General features: G+C 72.8%; 17 protein-coding genes. 6 read left to right on the top strand and 11 right to left on the bottom strand.

Going from position 1 to position 18,534, the window contains the following annotated elements; all coding sequences use genetic code 11:
• Positions 1–182: 182 nt before the first annotated feature.
• The 9 genes from hpnD to ABT122_RS26190 all read right to left on the bottom strand — a co-directional run bounded on the left by hpnD (position 183) and on the right by ABT122_RS26190 (position 9,563).
• A complete protein-coding gene (gene hpnD, locus ABT122_RS26230; protein WP_351557068.1) occupies positions 183–1,121 on the bottom strand; it encodes a presqualene diphosphate synthase HpnD in 939 nt (312 codons plus the stop codon).
• An 8-nt stretch (positions 1,122–1,129) separates the two neighbouring features.
• Positions 1,130–2,086 (bottom strand): squalene synthase HpnC, encoded by a 957-nt coding sequence (gene hpnC, locus ABT122_RS26225; RefSeq protein WP_351557065.1) that lies wholly within the window; start codon positions 2,084–2,086, stop codon positions 1,130–1,132.
• A 456-nt stretch (positions 2,087–2,542) separates the two neighbouring features.
• Positions 2,543–3,334 carry an ABC transporter ATP-binding protein gene (locus tag ABT122_RS26220; protein WP_351557062.1) on the bottom strand — a complete coding sequence of 264 codons (792 nt, stop codon included), beginning with the start codon at positions 3,332–3,334 and terminating at the stop codon, positions 2,543–2,545.
• A complete protein-coding gene (locus tag ABT122_RS26215) occupies positions 3,321–4,250 on the bottom strand; it encodes an ABC transporter permease (protein WP_351557060.1) in 930 nt (309 codons plus the stop codon). Before ABT122_RS26215 ends, ABT122_RS26220 begins: the two co-directional genes overlap by 14 nt.
• A 101-nt stretch (positions 4,251–4,351) precedes the next feature.
• Entirely contained in the window at positions 4,352–5,224 is an 873-nt protein-coding gene (locus ABT122_RS26210; protein ID WP_351557058.1) for a glycosyltransferase family 2 protein, read from the bottom strand.
• Complete coding sequence (locus tag ABT122_RS26205) at positions 5,221–6,000, bottom strand: CDP-alcohol phosphatidyltransferase family protein (protein WP_351557056.1); 780 nt, start codon at positions 5,998–6,000, stop codon at positions 5,221–5,223. Before ABT122_RS26205 ends, ABT122_RS26210 begins: the two co-directional genes overlap by 4 nt.
• Positions 5,978–7,039 (bottom strand): iron-containing alcohol dehydrogenase family protein, encoded by a 1,062-nt coding sequence (locus ABT122_RS26200; protein ID WP_351557053.1) that lies wholly within the window; start codon positions 7,037–7,039, stop codon positions 5,978–5,980. Before ABT122_RS26200 ends, ABT122_RS26205 begins: the two co-directional genes overlap by 23 nt.
• Positions 7,027–7,779 carry a phosphocholine cytidylyltransferase family protein gene (locus ABT122_RS26195; protein ID WP_351557050.1) on the bottom strand — a complete coding sequence of 251 codons (753 nt, stop codon included), beginning with the start codon at positions 7,777–7,779 and terminating at the stop codon, positions 7,027–7,029. Before ABT122_RS26195 ends, ABT122_RS26200 begins: the two co-directional genes overlap by 13 nt.
• The gene (locus ABT122_RS26190) at positions 7,776–9,563 is read right to left on the bottom strand and encodes a DUF5941 domain-containing protein (RefSeq protein WP_351557134.1); all 1,788 of its coding nucleotides are present in this window, start codon (positions 9,561–9,563) and stop codon (positions 7,776–7,778) included. The genes ABT122_RS26195 and ABT122_RS26190 overlap by 4 nt, the downstream gene beginning before the upstream one ends.
• A 340-nt stretch (positions 9,564–9,903) precedes the next feature.
• Between ABT122_RS26190 and galE the strand changes: the two genes are divergently transcribed.
• From galE to idi, 3 genes are all read left to right on the top strand, one after another.
• Positions 9,904–10,887 carry a UDP-glucose 4-epimerase GalE gene (galE, locus tag ABT122_RS26185; RefSeq protein WP_351557047.1) on the top strand — a complete coding sequence of 328 codons (984 nt, stop codon included), beginning with the start codon at positions 9,904–9,906 and terminating at the stop codon, positions 10,885–10,887.
• A 178-nt stretch (positions 10,888–11,065) separates the two neighbouring features.
• The gene (locus ABT122_RS26180) at positions 11,066–12,007 is read left to right on the top strand and encodes a cation diffusion facilitator family transporter (RefSeq protein ID WP_351557131.1); all 942 of its coding nucleotides are present in this window, start codon (positions 11,066–11,068) and stop codon (positions 12,005–12,007) included.
• 97 nt (positions 12,008–12,104) lie between these two features.
• A complete protein-coding gene (idi, locus tag ABT122_RS26175; RefSeq protein ID WP_451069033.1) occupies positions 12,105–12,710 on the top strand; it encodes an isopentenyl-diphosphate Delta-isomerase in 606 nt (201 codons plus the stop codon).
• Positions 12,711–12,734: 24 nt separating this feature from the next.
• Here idi and ABT122_RS26170 read toward each other — a convergent pair whose 3' ends face one another.
• Positions 12,735–13,217: an ATP-binding protein gene (locus ABT122_RS26170; RefSeq protein WP_351557042.1), complete on the bottom strand. Its 483-nt coding sequence runs from the start codon at positions 13,215–13,217 to the stop codon at positions 12,735–12,737.
• Positions 13,218–13,448: 231 nt separating this feature from the next.
• On the bottom strand, positions 13,449–14,057 hold the full coding sequence (locus tag ABT122_RS26165; RefSeq protein WP_351557039.1) for an HdeD family acid-resistance protein: 609 nt from the start codon (positions 14,055–14,057) through the stop codon (positions 13,449–13,451).
• Positions 14,058–14,134: 77 nt separating this feature from the next.
• Here ABT122_RS26165 and ABT122_RS26160 point away from each other — a divergent pair, with 77 nt between their 5' ends.
• The 3 genes from ABT122_RS26160 (at position 14,135) to ABT122_RS26150 (ending at position 18,389) form a co-directional block, all read left to right on the top strand.
• Entirely contained in the window at positions 14,135–14,914 is a 780-nt protein-coding gene (locus tag ABT122_RS26160; RefSeq protein WP_351557036.1) for an enoyl-CoA hydratase/isomerase family protein, read from the top strand.
• A 112-nt stretch (positions 14,915–15,026) separates the two neighbouring features.
• Positions 15,027–15,902, top strand: coding sequence for an SCO6745 family protein (locus ABT122_RS26155; protein ID WP_351557033.1), 876 nt, complete (start codon positions 15,027–15,029; stop codon positions 15,900–15,902).
• Between the two features lie 153 nt (positions 15,903–16,055).
• Complete coding sequence (locus tag ABT122_RS26150; protein WP_351557030.1) at positions 16,056–18,389, top strand: Tex family protein; 2,334 nt, start codon at positions 16,056–16,058, stop codon at positions 18,387–18,389.
• Positions 18,390–18,534 lie beyond the last annotated feature (145 nt).

Genomic DNA, 18,534 nt, shown 5'->3' with positions numbered 1-18,534 from the left:
GCCCGGAGCGGGGCAGGCGGTCGTGCGGTCCGGGCCCCCCGCGCGAGGGTCCGTCCTCAAACGCCGGACGGGCTGGGATGTCCCGGCCCGGGCAGCGCCCCGGGTGGGCTGGGGTGCCGCTCCCCGGGCAGGCTGAGGGGGCGTGACCCGGGCGGGGTCGGGTGACGGGTCACGGGTGGGGGTCATGTGCGGCCCCGGGGGGACTGGCGGGTGATGTGGCGGGCGTCCAGGCCCGACAGGCCGCGCACCGCCACGTACGCCTTCTCGTGGCCGGGCAGCGACACCCGGCCGCGCAGCACCGCCTCCGGGTCGCGCTCGATGCGGTCGAGGAGCCGGCGGTAGATCCCGGCCATCGCGGCGACACACGCCCCGCTGCGCCGGTCCAGCATCGGCAGCAGCCGGTACCCCTCGGCGAAGAGGGCGCGCGCCCGCCGCACCTCGAAGTGGACGAGGCCGGTGAAGTCCGCGCCCGCCGGCGGCGTCATCGCGTGGAACCCCGCCGAGCAGCCGAACTTCGCCAGGTCGTCGGCGGGCAGATAGGTCCGCCCGTTGGCCGCGTCCTCGCGGACGTCCCGCAGGATGTTGGTGAGTTGGAGGGCGAGCCCCAGCGTGTCCGCGTACTCCGCGGCCCGCTCGGCCCCGGGCGCCCCCTCCTGGGTGCCGAAGACACCGAGGGAGAGCCGCCCGATGGCCCCCGCGACACACCGGCAGTACGCCCGGAGGTCCTCCCAGGTCTCATAGGTCTCGCCGCGCACATCCATCAGCACGCCATCGATCAGCTCGTCGAGCCCGGCCAGCGGCAGCGGGAAACGGCGCGCCGTGTCGGCGAGGGCGACCGCGACCGGGTCGGTGTCGTCCTCGGCGACCTCCTCGCGGCGGACGCGCTCCAGCAGCCCGCGGGTGGCCTCCAGCCGGGCCAGCTTCTCGGCGGGCGCGAGGACCCCGTCACCGATGTCGTCCACGCGCCGCGAGAACGCGTACAGCGCGGACATGGCCTGGCGCTTCTCGGCCGGCAGCAGCCGGATGCCGTAGGCGAAGTTACGCGCCTGCTGTCCCGTGACGGCCTCGCAGTAGCTGTAGGCGGCCTGCACCGGTGCCGGCGTAGGGGTCGTTCGCTCCATGGTCCGGCTCACCTCTCTTCACGCGCTCTTCGCAGGACTGCCGCCGCTTCACGCAGCACTCGGGTCCGTGCGGGTCTGGGTGGTCCGGGCAGTACGTCGTATCCGGCGGACCTGATCGCGGCGAGGGCCGCGTACCCCCCGCCGACGAATCCGGCGAGCAGCAGTCGCAGCCTGCCGTGGACGCTGCCCACCAGCGGTGCGCCCTCGTCCAGCAGTCCGCGGGCGCGGTCCGCCTGGTAGGCAACGAGGGCGCGGACGGAAGCGTTCCCGGTCGGCGCCGTGAGGTCGGTCTCGCCGACGTGGAAGCGCCGCAGATCCTCGGCGGGCAGATAGACGCGCCCGGCGGCGAGGTCCTCGCTCACGTCCTGGAGGTGCTCGATGATCTGGAGCGCGGTGCACACGGCGTCGGAGCGGCGCAGCCGCTCGGGGCTCATGGCCCCGGAGACCTGGAGGACCAGGTTCCCCACCGGGTTGGCGGAGAGTTCGCAGTACGCGAGCAGCTCCTCGTACGTCTCGTAGCGGCGCACCTCCTGATCGCGCCGGTTGGCCTCGATCAGGGCGAGGAACGGCTCGATGGTGAGCGAGCGGGCGCGCACGGTCGGCGCGAGGGCGCGCAGCAGCGGGTGGCGCGGCTCCCCGGGCCCGCCCTCGGGGTCCCCGGCGGCGGGCAGCCCGAAGACGCGCCGCAGATCGGCCTCGAAGGCGTCGAGCAGGACGGTGCGGTCCTCGGCGCGGGCCTCGTCGACGCCCAGCCACCGGGCGTCCGCGCCGCCCGGCGCGAGATCGCCGTCGCCGATGTCGTCGACGAGGCGCGCGTAGCCGTACAGGGCCATGATGTGGTCGCGCGAGGCGCGCGGCAGGAAGAACGGGGCCACGGGGAAGTTCTCGGCGGTGGCCTTGTCGAGGGTGTGGCGCGCGCCGGTGGCCGCCGGGACGCGCGCGGGTGTCTGCCGGGTCCCGGTCATGCGTGGCTGCCGGGTGCGGGGACGGCGAACGTCTCGCGGGGCTGGAGATATCCGATCATTGCCGTCACGTCTCCCGTTCTACACTGCTGATCCAATCCATCCTATTTCGGACACGCCGCCGGTCGTCCCGACTGCGGGGGGTCCGCTCGCCGACCGCGGCACAGGGGCCGTATCGCCCCACTTGCCGCGTTTCTACGCCGGTCCAGCTTACGTTGTACAACGCCCGGTTATGCGTCGGGGCGTCTTGGGCCTTGCGAGAGCGCCGCACTGGCGTTCAACCTTCCTTCGTGGCACCGGGCTTGACCTCCGCCGGCACGTTCCGGAGCCGGGCGGGCGGGGGCGGGCCGGTGCGGCCGTCATGGGAGAGGACGCGGTGAGGCCCCCGCCCGGATGTCAGAGCGGGGGCCTCGATCGGGGCCGGAGCGCGCTCCGGTCCCTGGGGTCTCGTCGCGGTCGCTACTTGCCGGTTTCCTTCTCGTACGCCTTGAGGACCTCGTCGGTGGGGCCGTCCATCAGCAGCTCCCCCTTCTCCAGCCAGAGCACCCGGTCGCAGGTGTCCCTGATCGACTTGTTGCTGTGGCTGACCAGGAAGACCGTGCCGGCCTCCTTGCGCAGCTCACGGATGCGCTGCTCGGAGCGGATCTGGAACTTGCGGTCACCGGTGGCCAGCGCCTCGTCGATCATCAGGACGTCGTGGTCCTTGGCCGCCGCGATGGAGAACCGCAGCCGCGCTCCCATGCCGGAGGAGTAGGTGCGCATCGGCAGGGTGATGAAGTCGCCCTTCTCGTTGATCCCGGAGAAGTCGACGATGGACTGGTAGCGCTCCCGGATCTGCTCGCGCGACATGCCCATGGCCAGCCCGCCGAGGATCACATTGCGCTCCCCGGTCAGATCGCCCATCAGCGCGGCGTTGACGCCCAGCAGCGAGGGCTGGCCGTCGGTGTAGACATGGCCGCGCTCGGTGGGCAGCAGTCCGGCTATGGCCCGCAGCAGGGTCGACTTGCCGGAGCCGTTGGTGCCGATCAGCCCGATGGCCTCGCCGCGGTAGGCCGTGAAGGAGACCCCGCGCACCGCGTGGACCTCGCGCACACCGCGCTGCTGCTCGCCCTTCTTGCGCCGCAGAATCCGGCTGAGCGCCGCGGTCGCGCTGCCCCGGCCCCCACCGGCGCCATGGACCCGGTAGACGATGTGGACATCGTCGGCGATGACGGTGGGGATGCGTTCGGTGGTGTTCTCAGCCACGGCCATACCGCTCTTCAGCCTTCCAGAAGTACACAAAACCGAGGACGCCGAAGACGACCGCCCAGCCCAGTGCCAGGGCCCAGACGTGGTTCGGCAGGTTCTCGGAACCGTAGCCGTCGATCAGCGCGAAGCGGATCAGGTCCATGTAGACCGCCGCGGGGTTCCACTGGAGCACATCGGCGATCCAGGCCGGCTTGTCCTTGAGCATGATCGGGATGGAGAACATCACACCGGACGCGTACATCCAGGTCCGCATGATGAACGGCATCAGCTGGGCCAGGTCCGGCGTCTTGCTGCCGAGCCGGGCCATGATCAGTGCCAGACCGGTGTTGAAGGCGAACTGGAGCACCAGCGCGGGGAGCACCAGCAGCCAGGACAGCGAGGGGTAGCTGCCGAAGGCCATCACGATCGCCAGCAGCACCACCATCGAGAACAGCAGCTGCTGGAGCTGCTGGAGCGCGAAGGAGATGGGCAGCGAGGCGCGCGGGAAGTGGAGGGCCCGGACCAGTCCCAGGTTGCCCGAGATGGCCCGTACACCCGCCATCACCGAGCTCTGGGTGAAGGTGAAGACGAAGACACCGGTCACCAGGAACGGAACGAAGACATCATTGGACATGTCATCCTTCGTCCCGAGGATGAGTCCGAAGATCAGGTAGTAGACCAGCGCGTTGAGCAGCGGGGTCACCACCTGCCAGAGCTGGCCCAGCTTGGCCTTGCTGTACTGGGCCGTCAGCTTGGCCTGCGAGAAGGCCAGGATGAAGTGGCGCCGGCCCCAGAGCTGCCGGATGTAGTCGGCCAGTCCCGGGCGGGCGCCGCTGACCGAAAGACCGTGCTTGGCGGCGAGCTGCGCCGGGGACAGACCGTCGTCGGCCGATGGCCGGGCGGTCATCGTGATCGCACCGTCATGGGTTGTGTCACTCACAAGGGGATACTTTCGTCTTCGAGATGCGCGGCAGTGGGGGCGCGGCCCCGGACATCGCCGGAAACCCGGAGTGCGCCCGGAGCTCTCAAGGCCCAAGCTTGTCAGATCACCGGAGGACGGCCCAGTCGGGTGAGCCGCCGCACGGTGCGCCACTTCATCGGCCGCCGGGGTCCGCACGGTGTGCGGCGGCCCTCCCGTGCCGCCGGCGCTGCCGGCGGGGGGCGGCGGGCCAGGGTGAGGAGCACCCGGACGCCGGGGCAGCGGGGCACCAGCGGGGCGGGCGGATTGCGGCGCGCGGGCCGGACCCGGTCGCGGGCGGCCGTCCGGTGGTGGACCGCGTGCCGGAACGGGGCCGTCGTGGGACGGGACAGCGGCAGGTCCGAGCGGTGGCCGGGCATCCGGCCCGCGTCCGGCGCCCGCCGGGCGAGGCCGGTCCCCTCGTGGGCGCGGAGGAACTCTCCGGACGGCGGTCCGGCCTCGGCGATCACCGGGGTCCGGGTCCGTGCGGCGCCGGGGAAGGCCGTCACCCGTGAGGAGCGCGTCGGGTCGGCGGCGCGCAGCCTCGGGAGACGGCGGGGCCGGGCGCGGCCGGTGGCCTCGCCGGCGATCCGGAACGGGAGGACTCCCGGCTCCGGGTCGGCGGCGAGGGCCTCGCGCGCCGGCTCCGCGGGGCCGGCGGGGTCCGGCGGCAGTCCGTCGCCGTCCGGGACGAGCGGGGCGCCGGAGCCGGCCGGTCCGGACGCCCCGGTACCGGCGGTGCGCCCGCCGGGGGTGCCCGGGTTCCCGGGCGGCCCGACGGTGCGCGCGCCGGGCGGGAGGCCGCCGGAGCCGGTCACCGGGGTGCCGGCGCCGACGACGGACGCCCCGGCCCGGCCGCCCCTCCGCGCGGCGGCCGGGCCGAGCAGGGCGCGGGGATCATCGGGGCGGTCGCCCTTGGTGATGATCACCGCGCCCAGGGTGAGGGACGCGGTCACTTCAGCCTGCTGGAGGCGAGGATCGACACCAGGTGCAGCAGTGTCTGGACGACCGCGATACCGGCGAGGACCGCGATCCCGAGCCGGGTGAAGAACAGATCGCCCGAGACGGTGTCGAGCACCGCCATCACCAGGATGAACAGGCTCGCCTCGATCCCGCCGACGAGCCGGTGGAACTTGAGCGCGGCGGCGGCACGGCGGGCGAGCGCCAGGCCGGAGGAGCGGGGCACGGAGGCCTCGTCCTTGACCGCGGGCAGCCCGCTGCGCTGCCGGGCGACGTCGACCAGGTCGGTCTCCGCCTTGATCAGGATCGCGCCGAGGGCGGCGAGGGTGCCCAGGAAGGCCCACAGCCACTCGGGGCGGCCGGCGCCGAGGGCGTCGGCGCCGCGGACGCCGAAGCCGATCAGCAGCGCCGCCTCGCAGAGGTAGTGACCGATCCGGTCGAGATAGACCCCGGTGATCGAGGTCTGTCCGCGCCAGCGGGCGACCTCTCCGTCCACGCAGTCCAGCAGCAGATAGACCTGGAACAGCACGACCGCGAGGATCGCGCCGGTCAGCCCGGGGATCAGCAGGGCGGCGCCGCCGGCGACACCCACCACGATCATGAGGTAGGTGAGCTGGTTGGGCGTGATCCTGGTGTTGACCAGATACGGGTCGACGTGGAGCGAGATCTCCCGCATGTACAGGCGCCCGGCCCAGTGCTCGCCGCTGCGCCGGTCCTTCACTCCCTCCGGGTGAACGACCGGGCGGAGTTCAGCTACGGATGGTCTTGGCATAGTCGGCGTACGCGTCCCTGATCTGGTCGGTGGAGAGGTCGAGGTGCTCAAGGATGGTGAAGCGGCCCGGCCGGGTCTGCGGGGCGTACTCCACCGCTGCCACGAACTCGTCGGGGGAGAAACCGATTTCGTCGGGGAGCACCGGCAGTCCGTGCCGGCGCAGCACATCGGCGTAGAGACCGGACTCGTCGGCCGCTCCGCGCAGATGCATCGCGAAGGCCGCCCCCATGCCGACCTGTTCACCGTGGCTGGCGGCGCGCTGCGGGTACAGCAGGTCGAAGGCGTGGCTGATCTCGTGGCAGGCGCCGGACGACGGGCGGGTGTCCCCGCTGATCGACATGGCGATGCCGGTGATGACCAGGGACTCGGCGAGGACGGTGAGGAAGTCGTCATCGGCGATGCCGCCGGGGTGGCGCAGCACGGACTCCCCCGCCGCGCGGGCCATGGCGGCGGCGAGTCCGTCGACGGGCTCGTCGATGACCCGGTGGGAGAGTTCCCAGTCGGCGATGGCGGAGAGGTTGGAGATCGTGTCGCCGATGCCGGAGCGGATGAACCGGGCCGGGGCGTCGCGGATGACATCGAGGTCGATGACCATGGCGATGGGCGTGGGGACGCCGTAGGAGCCGCGGCCGTTGTCGTTGTCGAGGGTGGCGACCGGTGAGCAGATGCCGTCGTGGGCGAGGTTGGTGGCGACCGAGACCATCGGCAGCCCGAGGCGGGCCGCCGCGTACTTGGTCACGTCGATGATCTTGCCACCGCCGAGGCCGACCACCGCGTCGTACCGCTGGCCCTTGATGGCGTCGGCGAGCCGGACGGCGGAGTCGATGGTGCCGTCGGCGACCTCGTACCAGTCGGCGCCGGGCAGCACCGGCGCCAGCTTCTCGCGCAGCGTCCGGCCGGAGCCGCCGCTCATCGCGACGGCGAGCTTGCCGGACGCCGAGATCCGCTGGTCGGCGAGGAGGCCGGCCAGATCGTCCAGCGCGCCCCGGCGGATGTCGACGACGACCGGCGACGGGATGAGCCGGGTCAGTACTGGCACGCGATCTCACGGCCCTTCGCGAGGTCGTCGTGGTTGTCGATCTCCACCCAGGTGACCTCGCCGATGGGGGCCACGTCCACGGTGAAGCCGCGGTTGACCAGCTCCTGGTAGCCGTCCTCGTAGTAGAGGTCGGGGTCGCGCTCGAAGGTGGCCTTGAGCGCGTCGGCCAGTTCCTCGGCGGCCTCGGGCTCGATGAGGGTGACACCGATGTACTCGCCGGTGGCCCCGGCGGGGTCCATGAGCTTGGTGATCCGGCGCACTCCGAGGCCGTCCTCGGTGATCACCTTCATCTCCTCGTCGGCGAGCTGCTTCACCGTGTCGAGGGCGAGGATGATCTTCTTGCCCTCGCCGCGGGCGGCGAGCAGGGTGCGCTCGACGGAGACCGGGTGGACGGTGTCGCCGTTGGCGAGGATGACTCCGCGCTTGAGGACGTCACGGGCGCACCACAGGGAGTAGGCGTTGTTCCACTCCTCCGCCTTGTCGTTCTCCACCAGGGTGAGCTTGAGGCCGTAGGTGGCCTCCAGCTCGGCCTGGCGTGCGTAGACGGCCTCCTTGCGGTAGCCGACGACGATCGCGACCTCGGTGAGGCCGATCTCGGCGAAGTTGGCGAGGGTCAGATCGAGGACGGTCTTCGCGACTCCGTCCTTCTCAGGGCCTACGGGCACGAGGGCCTTCGGGAGCGTGTCGGTGTAGGGGCGAAGACGCCGTCCGGCACCGGCGGCCAGGACAAGGCCGATCATGCGGGTTCTCCTTCGTCATGTACGGCGGGTGCGGAGGAGGACACCCAGAAGCGGATGCTCTCCACCAGCACCACGAGAGCGACGATGACGGCCAGGGCCGTCAGCGCGGTGGTGAAATCGGTGGCGGCCATCAGGGCGGCCAGCAGGGCGACGGCCGTGATCCGGCCCTCGTGTCCGCCGATCACCCGCACCAGCCACTGCGGGGGCGCACCCGTTCCCCCCCGGATGCGGTAGACCGTGTCGTAGTGATGGTAGGCGACGGCCGAGACCAGCCCGAAAGCCGCCGGGAGGGCGCCGGGGGTGTCCGCGCGGACCGCGAGGGCCAGTACGGCTCCGTACTCGGCGGCCCGGAACACCGGCGGGACGAGCCAGTCGAGCGCTCCCTTGAGGGGGCGGGCGACGGCGAGGCCCGAGGTGATCACGTACACCGCGGCGGCGAGCACGGGCCAGGGCGACCCGTACTCGGCGAGGGCGGCGGTCGCCACGAGCGCGCCGCCGCCGATGAGGGCGATGACGGGCGGGGCCATGGCGGGCAGCGGCCGGACCAGCGGGCGCCCGGCGCGGGCGACGGCCTGCGCGAGGGGCCCGGAGTCGGCGAGGTCGGCCAGCGCCCCGGCGGCCCGGTCGGTCCGCCGCGCCCTGCGGGTCAGCGAGCGGAGCAGCCGGCCGGCCGTGGTGTAGCAGGCGGCGAAACCGCAGCCGACGAGGAGTGCCCAGAAGACGATCCTCGGAGTGGTGAGGGCGGTCAGCACGGCGATCATGGCCCAGCGCTCGCCGATGGGGAGCACGATCATCCGGCGCACCCAGACCGTCCAGCCGACGCTGTCGAGCTTGTCGGAGAGGGCGGCGGTGGGGCTGGTGTTGGAGACCGCGTCGTGGTTGGCCTCGTTGAAGGAGAAGTCCACGACATGGCGGCAGGTCTGGAGGACCATCGCGCCGAGCGCCAGGGCCCAGACGTCGTCACCGCCCCGGGCGGCGCCCAGGGCGAGGCCCGCGTAGTAGGCGTACTCCTTGGCGCGGTCGAAGGTGGCGTCCAGCCAGGCGCCCAGCGTGGAGTACTGGAGGGAGTAGCGGGCGAGCTGCCCGTCGGCGCAGTCCAGGACGAAGGAGAGGAGCAGCAGCACGCCGGCCGCGACGAAGCCGCCCCGGGTCCCGGTGGCCGCGGCTCCGGCCGCGATCAGCGCGGTGATCAGGGACGCGGTGGTGACCTGGTTGGGGGTGAAGCCCCGGCGGGCGCACCAGCGGGCGAGATGGCGCGAGTAGGGGCTGACGCAGTGGGTGGTGAAGAAGCCGTCCCGGGCCTTGACCGAGGAGCGCAGCCGTACGGCCTCGTCGTCGACGGCGGCGACGGACTGCCGGGCCTCGTTGCGGGCCTGGGGGTCGCCGGGCACGGTGGCGACGAGCGAGCCCAGCTCGGGCCGGTGCACGGCGGTGCCCTGCTCGCCGAGGGCACCGGCGAGCGCGTCGGGCACCACGGTGTCGTTGCCGGCCGTGGCGTCGAGCGCCCGGGCGAGGGCGGCCCGGGCCTCGGGCCGGGCGGTCACCGCGCCGGGGACGGCCGCAGCGGGGAAGCGGGGGTCGGTCAGCGCGAGCCGGAGCGAGTGGACGTGTCCGACGAAGCGCGCGTCGACGACGGCGACCCGGTCGGCGGCCGGTACGGCGGCGATCAGCTCGGCCGTGCGGCCGGCTCCCGGGGAGACCCGTACGTCGAAGCCCAGCGACCGCAGATCGGCCTCAAGCGACGATCCGGGCACGGGCGGACCGGTGAGGATGGCGGTCGACAGGCGAACTCACTCCTTGGAACCGAGAGGTGTGGGAGCGCGACGGCGCGGCCCGTCGCACGGGCGGCAGCACATCGGCTGAGGCTTCGGCAGAGGCTATCGGATGCCCTCAGAGGGGAGTTCACTGGCCGTTTACGCCCCGATCGGGCACCGATCACCGTGACAGCGCCCCGAGAGAGGGCCCGGCCGGAGATCATCATCGTCGATCGGTGCCCGGCCCACCAAACCGCCCCGGGCCGGGCCCGGGCTCCCGGCCCGGGGGCCGGATCGCGCCGGATGGGCGAGCGGTGCCCGGGAACCCGGGCCCGGCGGATTCCGGAAGGCAGGCTCTAGGGTGGCGGTCATGACTTGGCTGATCACAGGTGGAGCGGGGTACATCGGCGCGCATGTGACGCGGGCGATGGCGGAGGCCGGCGAGCGGGTCGTCGTGCTGGACGACATGTCGTCGGGGGTCGCCGAGCGGCTGCCCGAGGGGATGGCGGTGGTACGGGGGACGGTGCTGGACCGGGAGCTGCTGGACCGTGTCCTCGCGGAGCACGAGGTCACCGGCGTGGTGCATCTCGCGGCGAAGAAGCAGGTCGGGGAGTCGGTGGAGCAGCCGCTGCGCTACTACCGGGAGAATGTGCACGGGCTGACCGTGCTGCTGGACGCGGTCGTCGCCGCGGGGGTGCGCAGCTTCCTCTTCTCGTCGTCGGCGGCGGTGTACGGGGTGCCCGAGCTGGACGTGATCCCGGAGACGGCGCCCTGTGTGCCGATCAACCCCTACGGCGAGACCAAGCTGGCCGGCGAGTGGCTGGTGCGGTCGGCGGGCCGGGCCCACTCCCTGTCCACGGCCTGTCTGCGCTACTTCAACGTGGCGGGCACGGCCGCGCCCGAGCTGGCGGACACCGGGGTGTTCAACATCATTCCGATGTTCTTCGACCGGATCACCCGGGGCGAGGAGCCGAGGATCTTCGGTGACGACTATCCGACCCCGGACGGCACCTGTGTCCGCGACTACATCCATGTCGCGGATCTCGCCGACGCGCATCTCACGGTGGCCCGCAGGCTCGCCGGCCAGGACGGCCCCGGGGACCTCACGGTGAACATCGGCCGGGGCGGCGGGGTCTCGGTGCGCGAGCTGGCGACCCTGGTGGGCGAGGTCACCGGGCGCCCGGTGGAGCCGGTGGTCGAGCCGCGCCGCCCGGGGGACGCGGCGCGGGCGGTCGCGTCGGTGGACCTGATCGCGAAGGAGCTCGGCTGGTCGGCCTCGCGGGGGGTCCGCGAGATGGTCGAGTCGGCCTGGCGGGGGTGGTGCCTGCGCCACCCCGGCGCCGGCGCGCGCTGATCCCCGAACCGCCCTGCGCGATGATCGCACCACGCCTGACCTGCGGATCGTTTCCGCAGGTCAGGCGATATGACAACGGTGTTCAGTGCCGTGTTGCCCATACCCCCCTCCCGTAGTTCACTGAGGTCGCGGAACAGATCGATTTCCGATGACTTCCGACGAGCTGGAGGAGTTCTCGATGGGGGCTGGGCACGATCACGGACACACGCACGGCGGGCCGCCGCCGACCGGTACCGCCGCCGCGGCCTACCGGGGGCGGCTGCGCATAGCGCTGACCATCACACTGAGCGTGATGGTCCTGGAGATAGCCGGCGGGGTCGTCACGGGCTCCCTGGCACTGGTCGCCGACGCGGCCCATATGGCGACGGACGGCATCGGCCTCGCCATGGCGCTGCTCGCGATCCACTTCGCGAACCGGCCGCCCAGCACCAACCGCACCTTCGGCTTCGCCCGGGCGGAGATCCTCGCGGCGCTCGCCAACTGTCTCCTGCTGCTGGGCGTCGGCGGCTATGTGCTGTACGAGGCGGTGCAGCGGTTCATCACCCCGACCGAGACCGAGGGCGGGCTGACGATCGTCTTCGCCCTCGTGGGCCTGATCGCCAATGTGATCTCGCTCTCGCTGCTGATGCGCGGGCAGAAGGACAGCCTGAATGTGCGCGGCGCCTATCTGGAGGTGCTCAACGACGCGCTCGGCTCGGTCGCCGTCCTGATCTCGGCGACGATCATCCTCACCACCGGCTGGCAGGCGGCCGACCCGATCGCCTCGCTGGTCATCGGCCTGATGATCGTGCCGCGCACGGTGAAGCTGCTGAGGGAGACGCTGAACGTGCTCCTGGAGGCGGCTCCCAAGAACGTCGACATGGCCGAGGTGCGGACCCACATCCTGGAGCTGGAGGGAGTGGAGGACGTCCACGATCTGCACGCGTGGACGATCACCTCGGGGATGCCGGTACTTTCCGCTCATGTGGTGGTGAGCCAGAATGTGCTGAACTCCGTCGGCCACGAGAGGATGCTGCACGATCTGCAGGGCTGCCTGGGCTCCCACTTCGACGTGGAGCACTGCACCTTCCAGCTGGAACCCGTCGGCCACGCGGAACACGAGGCCAGCCTCTGCCACTGAGACCGTGGCGGCGGCGCCGGCGGAGTTGCGGATCGGACAAGCAGCTTTTGTACGGCAGACTGGGCAGGGCCCCTCAGGGCGAGGACCACAGCGAAGGATGGTTATGCCGAGCTCACCGACCTCATCGGCCACCGCCAGCGGCGTGTCGAACGGTGCACCACAAGCGATTCTGCTCGAACTGGTCGACGAAGACGGCACCACCATCGGCACCGCGGAGAAGCTCACCGCCCACCAGGCCCCGGGGCAGCTGCACCGGGCGTTCTCGGTGTTCCTCTTCGACGAGCGGGGGCGGCTGCTGCTCCAGCGCCGCGCGCTGGAGAAGTACCACTCCCCCGGTGTCTGGTCGAACACCTGCTGCGGCCACCCCTACCCCGGTGAGGCGCCCTTCGCCGCCGCCGCCCGGCGGACGTACGAGGAGCTGGGTCTTTCGCCCTCGCTGCTCGCGGAGGCGGGCACGGTCCGCTACAACCACCCGGACCCCGCGTCGGGCCTGGTGGAGCAGGAGTACAACCACCTCTTCGTCGGGCTGGTGCAGGCTCCGCTGCGGCCCGATCCGGAGGAGGTCGGCGAGACCGCCTTCGTGACCCCCGACGAGCTGGCCGAGCGGCACGGCTCGGCCCCGTTCTCGGCGTGGTTCATGACGGTGCTGGACGCCGCCCGCCCGGCGATCAGGGAGCTGACGGGACCGGCCGGAGGCTGGTGACGCGCACCGGGGGCGCCACGGGGCTCAGCCGGGCCCCGCGGCACCCCCGGCCCGCGGCCCGGGCAGCAGCGGCAGCTCGGCCCAGACGACCTTCCCGCCCCCCGCCGTGTGCTCGACGTCGTGGGCGCCGCCCGCGCCCCGGGTGATCTCCCGGACGAGGAGCAGCCCCCGGCCGCCGGTCTGCCGCCAGTCCGACTCCAGGGCCCGGGGCCGGCAGGGGTGGTCGTCCTCCACCGAGACGCGGACGGTGCCGGTGCGGACGGCGACTTCGAGGGCCAGCTCCGGCGAGAGCGGGGCGGCGTGTCTCACGGCGTTGGTGACCAGCTCCGAGACGATCAGCAGCAGGCCCTCGACGGTCTCGTCCCCGGCCGGTACGCCCTGGCGGCGCAGCAGGTCCCGGACCGCGTGCCGGGCCCGGGGCACCGAGACCTCGACGGCCGGAGCGGTGAATCTCCACACTCCCTCGTACGACAGTGGCCGGGCGGGCACTCTCCCGCGGCTCTCCATGGCTCCGGCACCCACCCTCGTTCGACTGCCACTGACCTCTGGGTGACGAGTGTTGGCAGTGTCCCGCTCCGGTCCGGGTCAGTGAGCAGAAGTCGGCACCAATCGACATCTTCTGACCGGGTGCGTAGGACAGGGGCAGGACTCCGCGACTGGTCCTGATCTTCTGATGGCCCTATCCGCTGATGGCCGTTCCACGCGCCGCCGGGGCCGGGACGCCCTCGGCCGCCGGGGTCAGGAGCGGTGGCCCGGCGGGGCGGCTCCGGGGTCCGCCGGCCCGGCCGGCTCGGCGACCAGACCGACGATCCGGCGCCCGCCGAGGCCGATGGCGATCAGTCCGAGACCGTCGAAGAGCAGCGCCAGCGAGAAGAAGAGCCCGAGGACATAGCGGCTGCTCTCCGGCCAGTTCCCCAGCACCAGGATGCCCAGCAGCACCCCGAACGCGCCCTGGAAGAGCATCCAGCCGAACTGCGGCCCGCGCACCACCAGGGAGCCCACCAGCCGGAAGAGCCCGCCCGTGAGGAAGAGCAGCGCGGCGAAGAGGGTGAGGGCCTCCGCCGAACCCTCGGGGTGGCGGATGACGACGACGCCCGCGGCGATGTTCAGGGCGGCCACCACCACGGCCAGCCAGAAGAAGTCGCTGCCGCGCGACTGGACGGCGTGGACCAGGCCCACCACCCCGCCGACCAGCAGCAGCCAGCCGAAGAGCAGCATCGAGGTGAGGGTGGCGACCCCGGTGTAGATCAGGCCCACGAGCCCGGCGATCACCAGGATCACACCGAGGGCGGCCAGCAGGCCGAAACCCCGCTTCAGCGCTCTGGGCTCCTGCGTGGGACCGGCCATCGCTTCCTCCTCGCCAGCTCCCCCGCGTACCCCCGCTCCCGATCGTAGGTCCGGCGGCGCCGGATAGCATCCGGCGCATGGAGCAGCCGCAGCCGGTACCTCGCCTGACACACACCGTGACGGACGGTGTCGCCACCGTGGTCATCAGCAATCCCGCCAAGCGGAACGCGATGACCGCCGAGATGTGGGGCGCGCTGCCCGCGCTGCTGGGAGCGCTCGCCGCGGACCCCGCCGTACGGGCCCTGGTGCTCACCGGCGACGGGCCGGTGTTCTGCGCCGGGGCGGACATCTCCTCGCTCGGCCGGCCCGGGGCGGACGGTCTGCTCCCGCAGGATCTCGCGGTCCGTGCCGAGGAGGCGCTCGCGGCGTTCCCCCGGCCGACGGTGGCGGCCGTGCGCGGCTACTGCGTGGGCGGCGGCTGTCAGCTCGCCGCCGCGTGCGATCTGCGGTTCGCGGAGGAGGGCGCGCGGTTCGGTGTGACCCCGGCGAAGCTCGGGATCGTCTATCCGGGCTCCTCCACCCGGCGCCTGGTCGCGCTGACCGGCCCCTCCGCGGCCAAGTATCTGCTGTTCTCCGGGGAGTTGATCGACACCGGGCGGGCGCTGCGCACCGGTCTGGTGGACGAGGTGCTCCCCGCCGGCGAACTGGACGCCCGGGTCGCGGCGTTCACCGCTGTCCTGGTGGCGCGCTCGGGGCTGACCCAGACGGCGGCCAAGGAGTTCGCGTCGGGGCGGCGGGACCGGGACGAGCACTGGGACCGGCAGGCGGCCGGGCAGGGGGCGCCGGGCGGCGACACCGCCGAGGGCATCGCCGCCTTTCTGGAGCGGCGCGCCCCGCGCTTCACCTGGCGGGGGTGAGAAAGGGCGGGGGCGGCGGGCGGGGCGTCCCGCCGCCCGGGCGCCCGTTCCCGGCCGTCTCCCGGGGAATACCCTTCCGGGGACAGCCGAGCCGTTGGAAAGGTGCTGGACCATGATCTCCGAGCCGCTGGACCCCATGGCGCGGGCGGGCCGCCGCTGCCACGACACGCTCAACGCGATGCACGCGACGAGCTACTTCTCGCCCGACCTGGGGAAGGAACTGGCCGGGATCGGGATATCCGACGCCGTCGCACCGCTGATCCTCACCCGGGCCGCGCCGCTGGGACCGGTCGGGCCCGGGGCGGTCGCGGCCGTCTTCTACAACTACAACCCCGCCCGGATCGCGCGGTATCTGCCCGCCGCGTGGGAGACCGCGTCCCCCCAGGAGGTGCTCCGGGCCCGGCTGCGGGCGGTGGACACCACGCTGCGGCGGCTGCTCGGCGACGAGGTCCTCGCCTCCGACGGACTCGCGGAGGCGGCGGAGCTGGCGCTGCGTGCCGCCGAGGGGTGCCGTCCGCACGCCCGCCCGCTGTACGCGGCCCACGCGGAGCTGCCGGTGCCCGGCGAGCCGCACCTCGCGTACTGGCACGCCGCCACGCTGCTCCGGGAACACCGGGGCGACGGGCATGTCGCCGCGCTGCTCGCCCTGGGGCTGGACCCGCTGGAGGCCCTGGTGAGCCACACCGCGACGGGCCGGGGGCTGCCGCCCCGGCTGCTCCTGGCCACCCGGGGCTGGGAGCGGTCCGACTGGGAGGCGGCCCAGGAGCGGCTGCGCGACCGCGGACTGCTGCACCCGGAGGGCGAGCTGACCCGGGACGGCGTCCGTCTCCGGGAGGAGCTGGAGGAGTTGACGGACCGGCTGGGCCGGGAGCCGTACGACCACCTGGGCGCGGAGGGCGTGGCCCGGCTGACGGAGCTGGGCAGGGGGTTCCTGCACCGGGCGGCGGCGGCCGGGGCCTTCCCCGACGAGGTCGCCGCCCGGGCCTGAGAACCGGCCGGGAGGCGGGGGCGCCGAAGCGGGAGCGGGGGCGATCCGGCCCGGGGGCGGTGCGGGGGGACCGGGGTGCGCGACATCGCCCGCGCTCACCCGGCACAATGCAGTCTCCAGCACAGCCAGCAGGAGAAGGCGAGTCGGGGAATCGTGACGACGTCCATCGAAGGCAGGATCGCCGGGGAACTCGGCGTACGGGAGCGGCAGGTCAGGGCGGCCGTCGAGCTGCTCGACGGCGGATCGACGGTGCCGTTCATCGCGCGCTACCGCAAAGAGGCGACCGAGACGCTCGACGACGCGCAGTTGCGCGCGCTGGAGGAGCGGCTGCGCTATCTGCGGGAACTGGAGGAGCGGCGGACCGCGATCCTGGAGTCGGTGCGCGAGCAGGGCAGGCTGGACGACGCGCTGGAGGCGCGGATTCGGGCCGCCGACACCAAGGCGCGGCTGGAGGACATCTATCTGCCCTTCAAGCCCAAGCGGCGCACCAAGGCCCAGATCGCCCGGGAGGCGGGGCTCGAACCGCTGGCCGAGGGGCTCCTCGGCGATCCGTCGGTGGAGCCGCTCGTCGCGGCGGCGGCCTTCGTGGGTCCGGACCGGGGGGTGGCCGATCCGGCCGCGGCCCTGGAGGGGGCGAGGGCGATCCTCACCGAGCGGTTCTCGGAGGACGCCGATCTGATCGGCGAACTGCGCGAGCGGATGTGGACCCGGGGCCGGCTCTCGGCGAGGGTCCGGGACGGCAAGGAGGAGGCGGGCGCGAAGTTCGCCGACTACTTCTCCTTCGCCGAGCCGTTCACCGCGCTCCCCTCCCACCGGGTGCTGGCCATGCTCCGGGGCGAGAAGGAGGATGTGCTCGATCTGGCGCTGGAGCCCGAGGAGGCACCCGCCGAGGGCCCCACCGCCTACGAGTCCATGGTGGCCCGGCGCTTCGGCGTGGCCGCGCGGGGGCGCCCGGCCGATCCCTGGCTCGCGGACACCGTCCGCTGGGCCTGGCGGACCCGGATTCTGGTGCACCTGGGGATCGATCTGCGGATGCGGCTGCGCACCGCGGCGGAGGACGAGGCGGTACGGGTCTTCGCGTCCAACCTCCGGGATCTGCTGCTCGCCGCGCCGGCCGGCACCCGGGCCACCCTGGGCCTGGACCCCGGTTTCCGTACGGGGGTGAAGGTGGCGGTCGTCGACGCGACGGGCAAGGTCGTCGCCACGGACACCATCCATCCCCATGTCCCGGCGAACCGGTGGGACGAGGCGCTGACGAGGCTGGCCCGGCTCGCCCGGGAGCACTCGGTCGACCTGGTCGCCATCGGCAACGGCACGGCGTCGCGCGAGACCGACCGGCTCGCCGCCGAGCTGATCACCCGCCACCCTGAGCTGAACCTCACCAAGGTGATGGTCTCGGAGGCGGGCGCTTCGGTGTACTCGGCGTCCGCGTTCGCCTCGCAGGAGCTGCCCGGTCTCGATGTGTCGCTGCGGGGCGCCGTCTCCATCGCCCGCAGGCTCCAGGACCCGCTGGCGGAGCTGGTGAAGATCGACCCCAAGTCGATCGGCGTCGGCCAGTACCAGCACGATCTGGCGGAGGTGAAGCTCTCGCGCTCGCTCGACGCGGTCGTCGAGGACTGTGTGAACGGCGTGGGGGTGGATGTGAACACCGCGTCCGCGCCACTGCTCTCCCGGGTCTCCGGCATCGGCGCCGGGCTCGCCGAGAACATCGTCGCCCACCGGGACGCCCATGGTCCCTTCCGCTCCCGGCGGGCGCTGAAGGATGTGTCGCGGCTCGGCCCGAAGGCGTACGAGCAGTGCGCGGGCTTTCTCCGCATCCGCGACGGCGACGACCCGCTGGACGCGTCCAGCGTGCACCCGGAGTCGTACCCCGTGGTGCGGCGGATGGCGAAGGCCACGGGGGGCGGTGTCGCGTCGCTGGTGGGGAACACCGGGGTGCTGCGGTCGCTGAGGCCCGGGGACTTCGTGGACGAGAGCTTCGGGCTGCCGACGGTGACCGACATCCTGCGGGAGCTGGAGAAGCCGGGGCGCGACCCGAGGCCCGCCTTCCGGACGGCCACCTTCAAGGAGGGGGTCGAGAAGATCGGCGATCTGGCCTCCGGGATGGTGCTCGAAGGGGTGGTGACCAATGTCGCGGCCTTCGGGGCCTTTGTGGATGTGGGGGTCCACCAGGACGGGCTGGTGCATGTGTCGGCCATGTCCAGGAGCTTTGTGAAGGACCCGCGGGATGTGGTGAAGCCGGGGGATGTGGTGAGGGTGAAGGTGCTGGAGGTGGACATCCCGCGGAAGCGGATTTCGCTGACGCTGCGGCTGGAGGATGAGGTGGCGGGGGCGCCGAAGCGGGAGCGGGAGCGCGAGCGCGGGGGGCGTCCGCAGCAGAGGGTCCGGGGTGGGGGTGGGGGTGGCGCCCGGCAGGCCCCTCCGCAGGGAGGCGGCGCGATGGCGGACGCCCTCCGCCGCGCGGGCCTGACCAACCCCCGCCCCTGAGCCCACGAAAGCCTCCACCCAGCCCACCCGGCGCTTGAGGACGGACCCTGGTCCACAGGACCCCGCACCCTGCGGGCCACGGTCGGGGGGGGGCCCCCGCCCCCCCCCCCCCGGCGGGCGGGGGGGTGGGGAGCAGGGGTCGTTG

The organism is Streptomyces sp. NPDC001985 (assembly GCF_040296845.1).
Taxonomy (GTDB): Bacteria; Actinomycetota; Actinomycetes; order Streptomycetales; family Streptomycetaceae; genus Streptomyces.
Note: the sequence above shows the minus strand (reverse complement) of the source record. Positions and strands in the feature narration are given on the sequence as shown.

Bases quoted from the DNA above. Each gene is read 5' to 3' on its own strand.
- ABT122_RS26220 (WP_351557062.1), bottom strand. From the start codon at position 3,334: ATGGCCGTGGCTGAGAACACCACCGAACGCATCCCCACCGTCATCGCC.
- ABT122_RS26165 (WP_351557039.1), bottom strand. From the start codon at position 14,057: ATGGCCGGTCCCACGCAGGAGCCCAGAGCGCTGAAGCGGGGTTTCGGC.
- ABT122_RS26205 (WP_351557056.1), bottom strand. From the start codon at position 6,000: ATGCCAAGACCATCCGTAGCTGAACTCCGCCCGGTCGTTCACCCGGAG.
- hpnC (WP_351557065.1), bottom strand. From the start codon at position 2,086: ATGACCGGGACCCGGCAGACACCCGCGCGCGTCCCGGCGGCCACCGGC.
- ABT122_RS26195 (WP_351557050.1), bottom strand. From the start codon at position 7,779: ATGATCGGCCTTGTCCTGGCCGCCGGTGCCGGACGGCGTCTTCGCCCC.
- ABT122_RS26170 (WP_351557042.1), bottom strand. From the start codon at position 13,217: ATGGAGAGCCGCGGGAGAGTGCCCGCCCGGCCACTGTCGTACGAGGGA.
- galE (WP_351557047.1), top strand. From the start codon at position 9,904: ATGACTTGGCTGATCACAGGTGGAGCGGGGTACATCGGCGCGCATGTG.
- ABT122_RS26160 (WP_351557036.1), top strand. From the start codon at position 14,135: ATGGAGCAGCCGCAGCCGGTACCTCGCCTGACACACACCGTGACGGAC.
- hpnD (WP_351557068.1), bottom strand. From the start codon at position 1,121: ATGGAGCGAACGACCCCTACGCCGGCACCGGTGCAGGCCGCCTACAGC.
- ABT122_RS26155 (WP_351557033.1), top strand. From the start codon at position 15,027: ATGATCTCCGAGCCGCTGGACCCCATGGCGCGGGCGGGCCGCCGCTGC.
- ABT122_RS26180 (WP_351557131.1), top strand. From the start codon at position 11,066: ATGGGGGCTGGGCACGATCACGGACACACGCACGGCGGGCCGCCGCCG.
- idi (WP_451069033.1), top strand. From the start codon at position 12,105: ATGGTTATGCCGAGCTCACCGACCTCATCGGCCACCGCCAGCGGCGTG.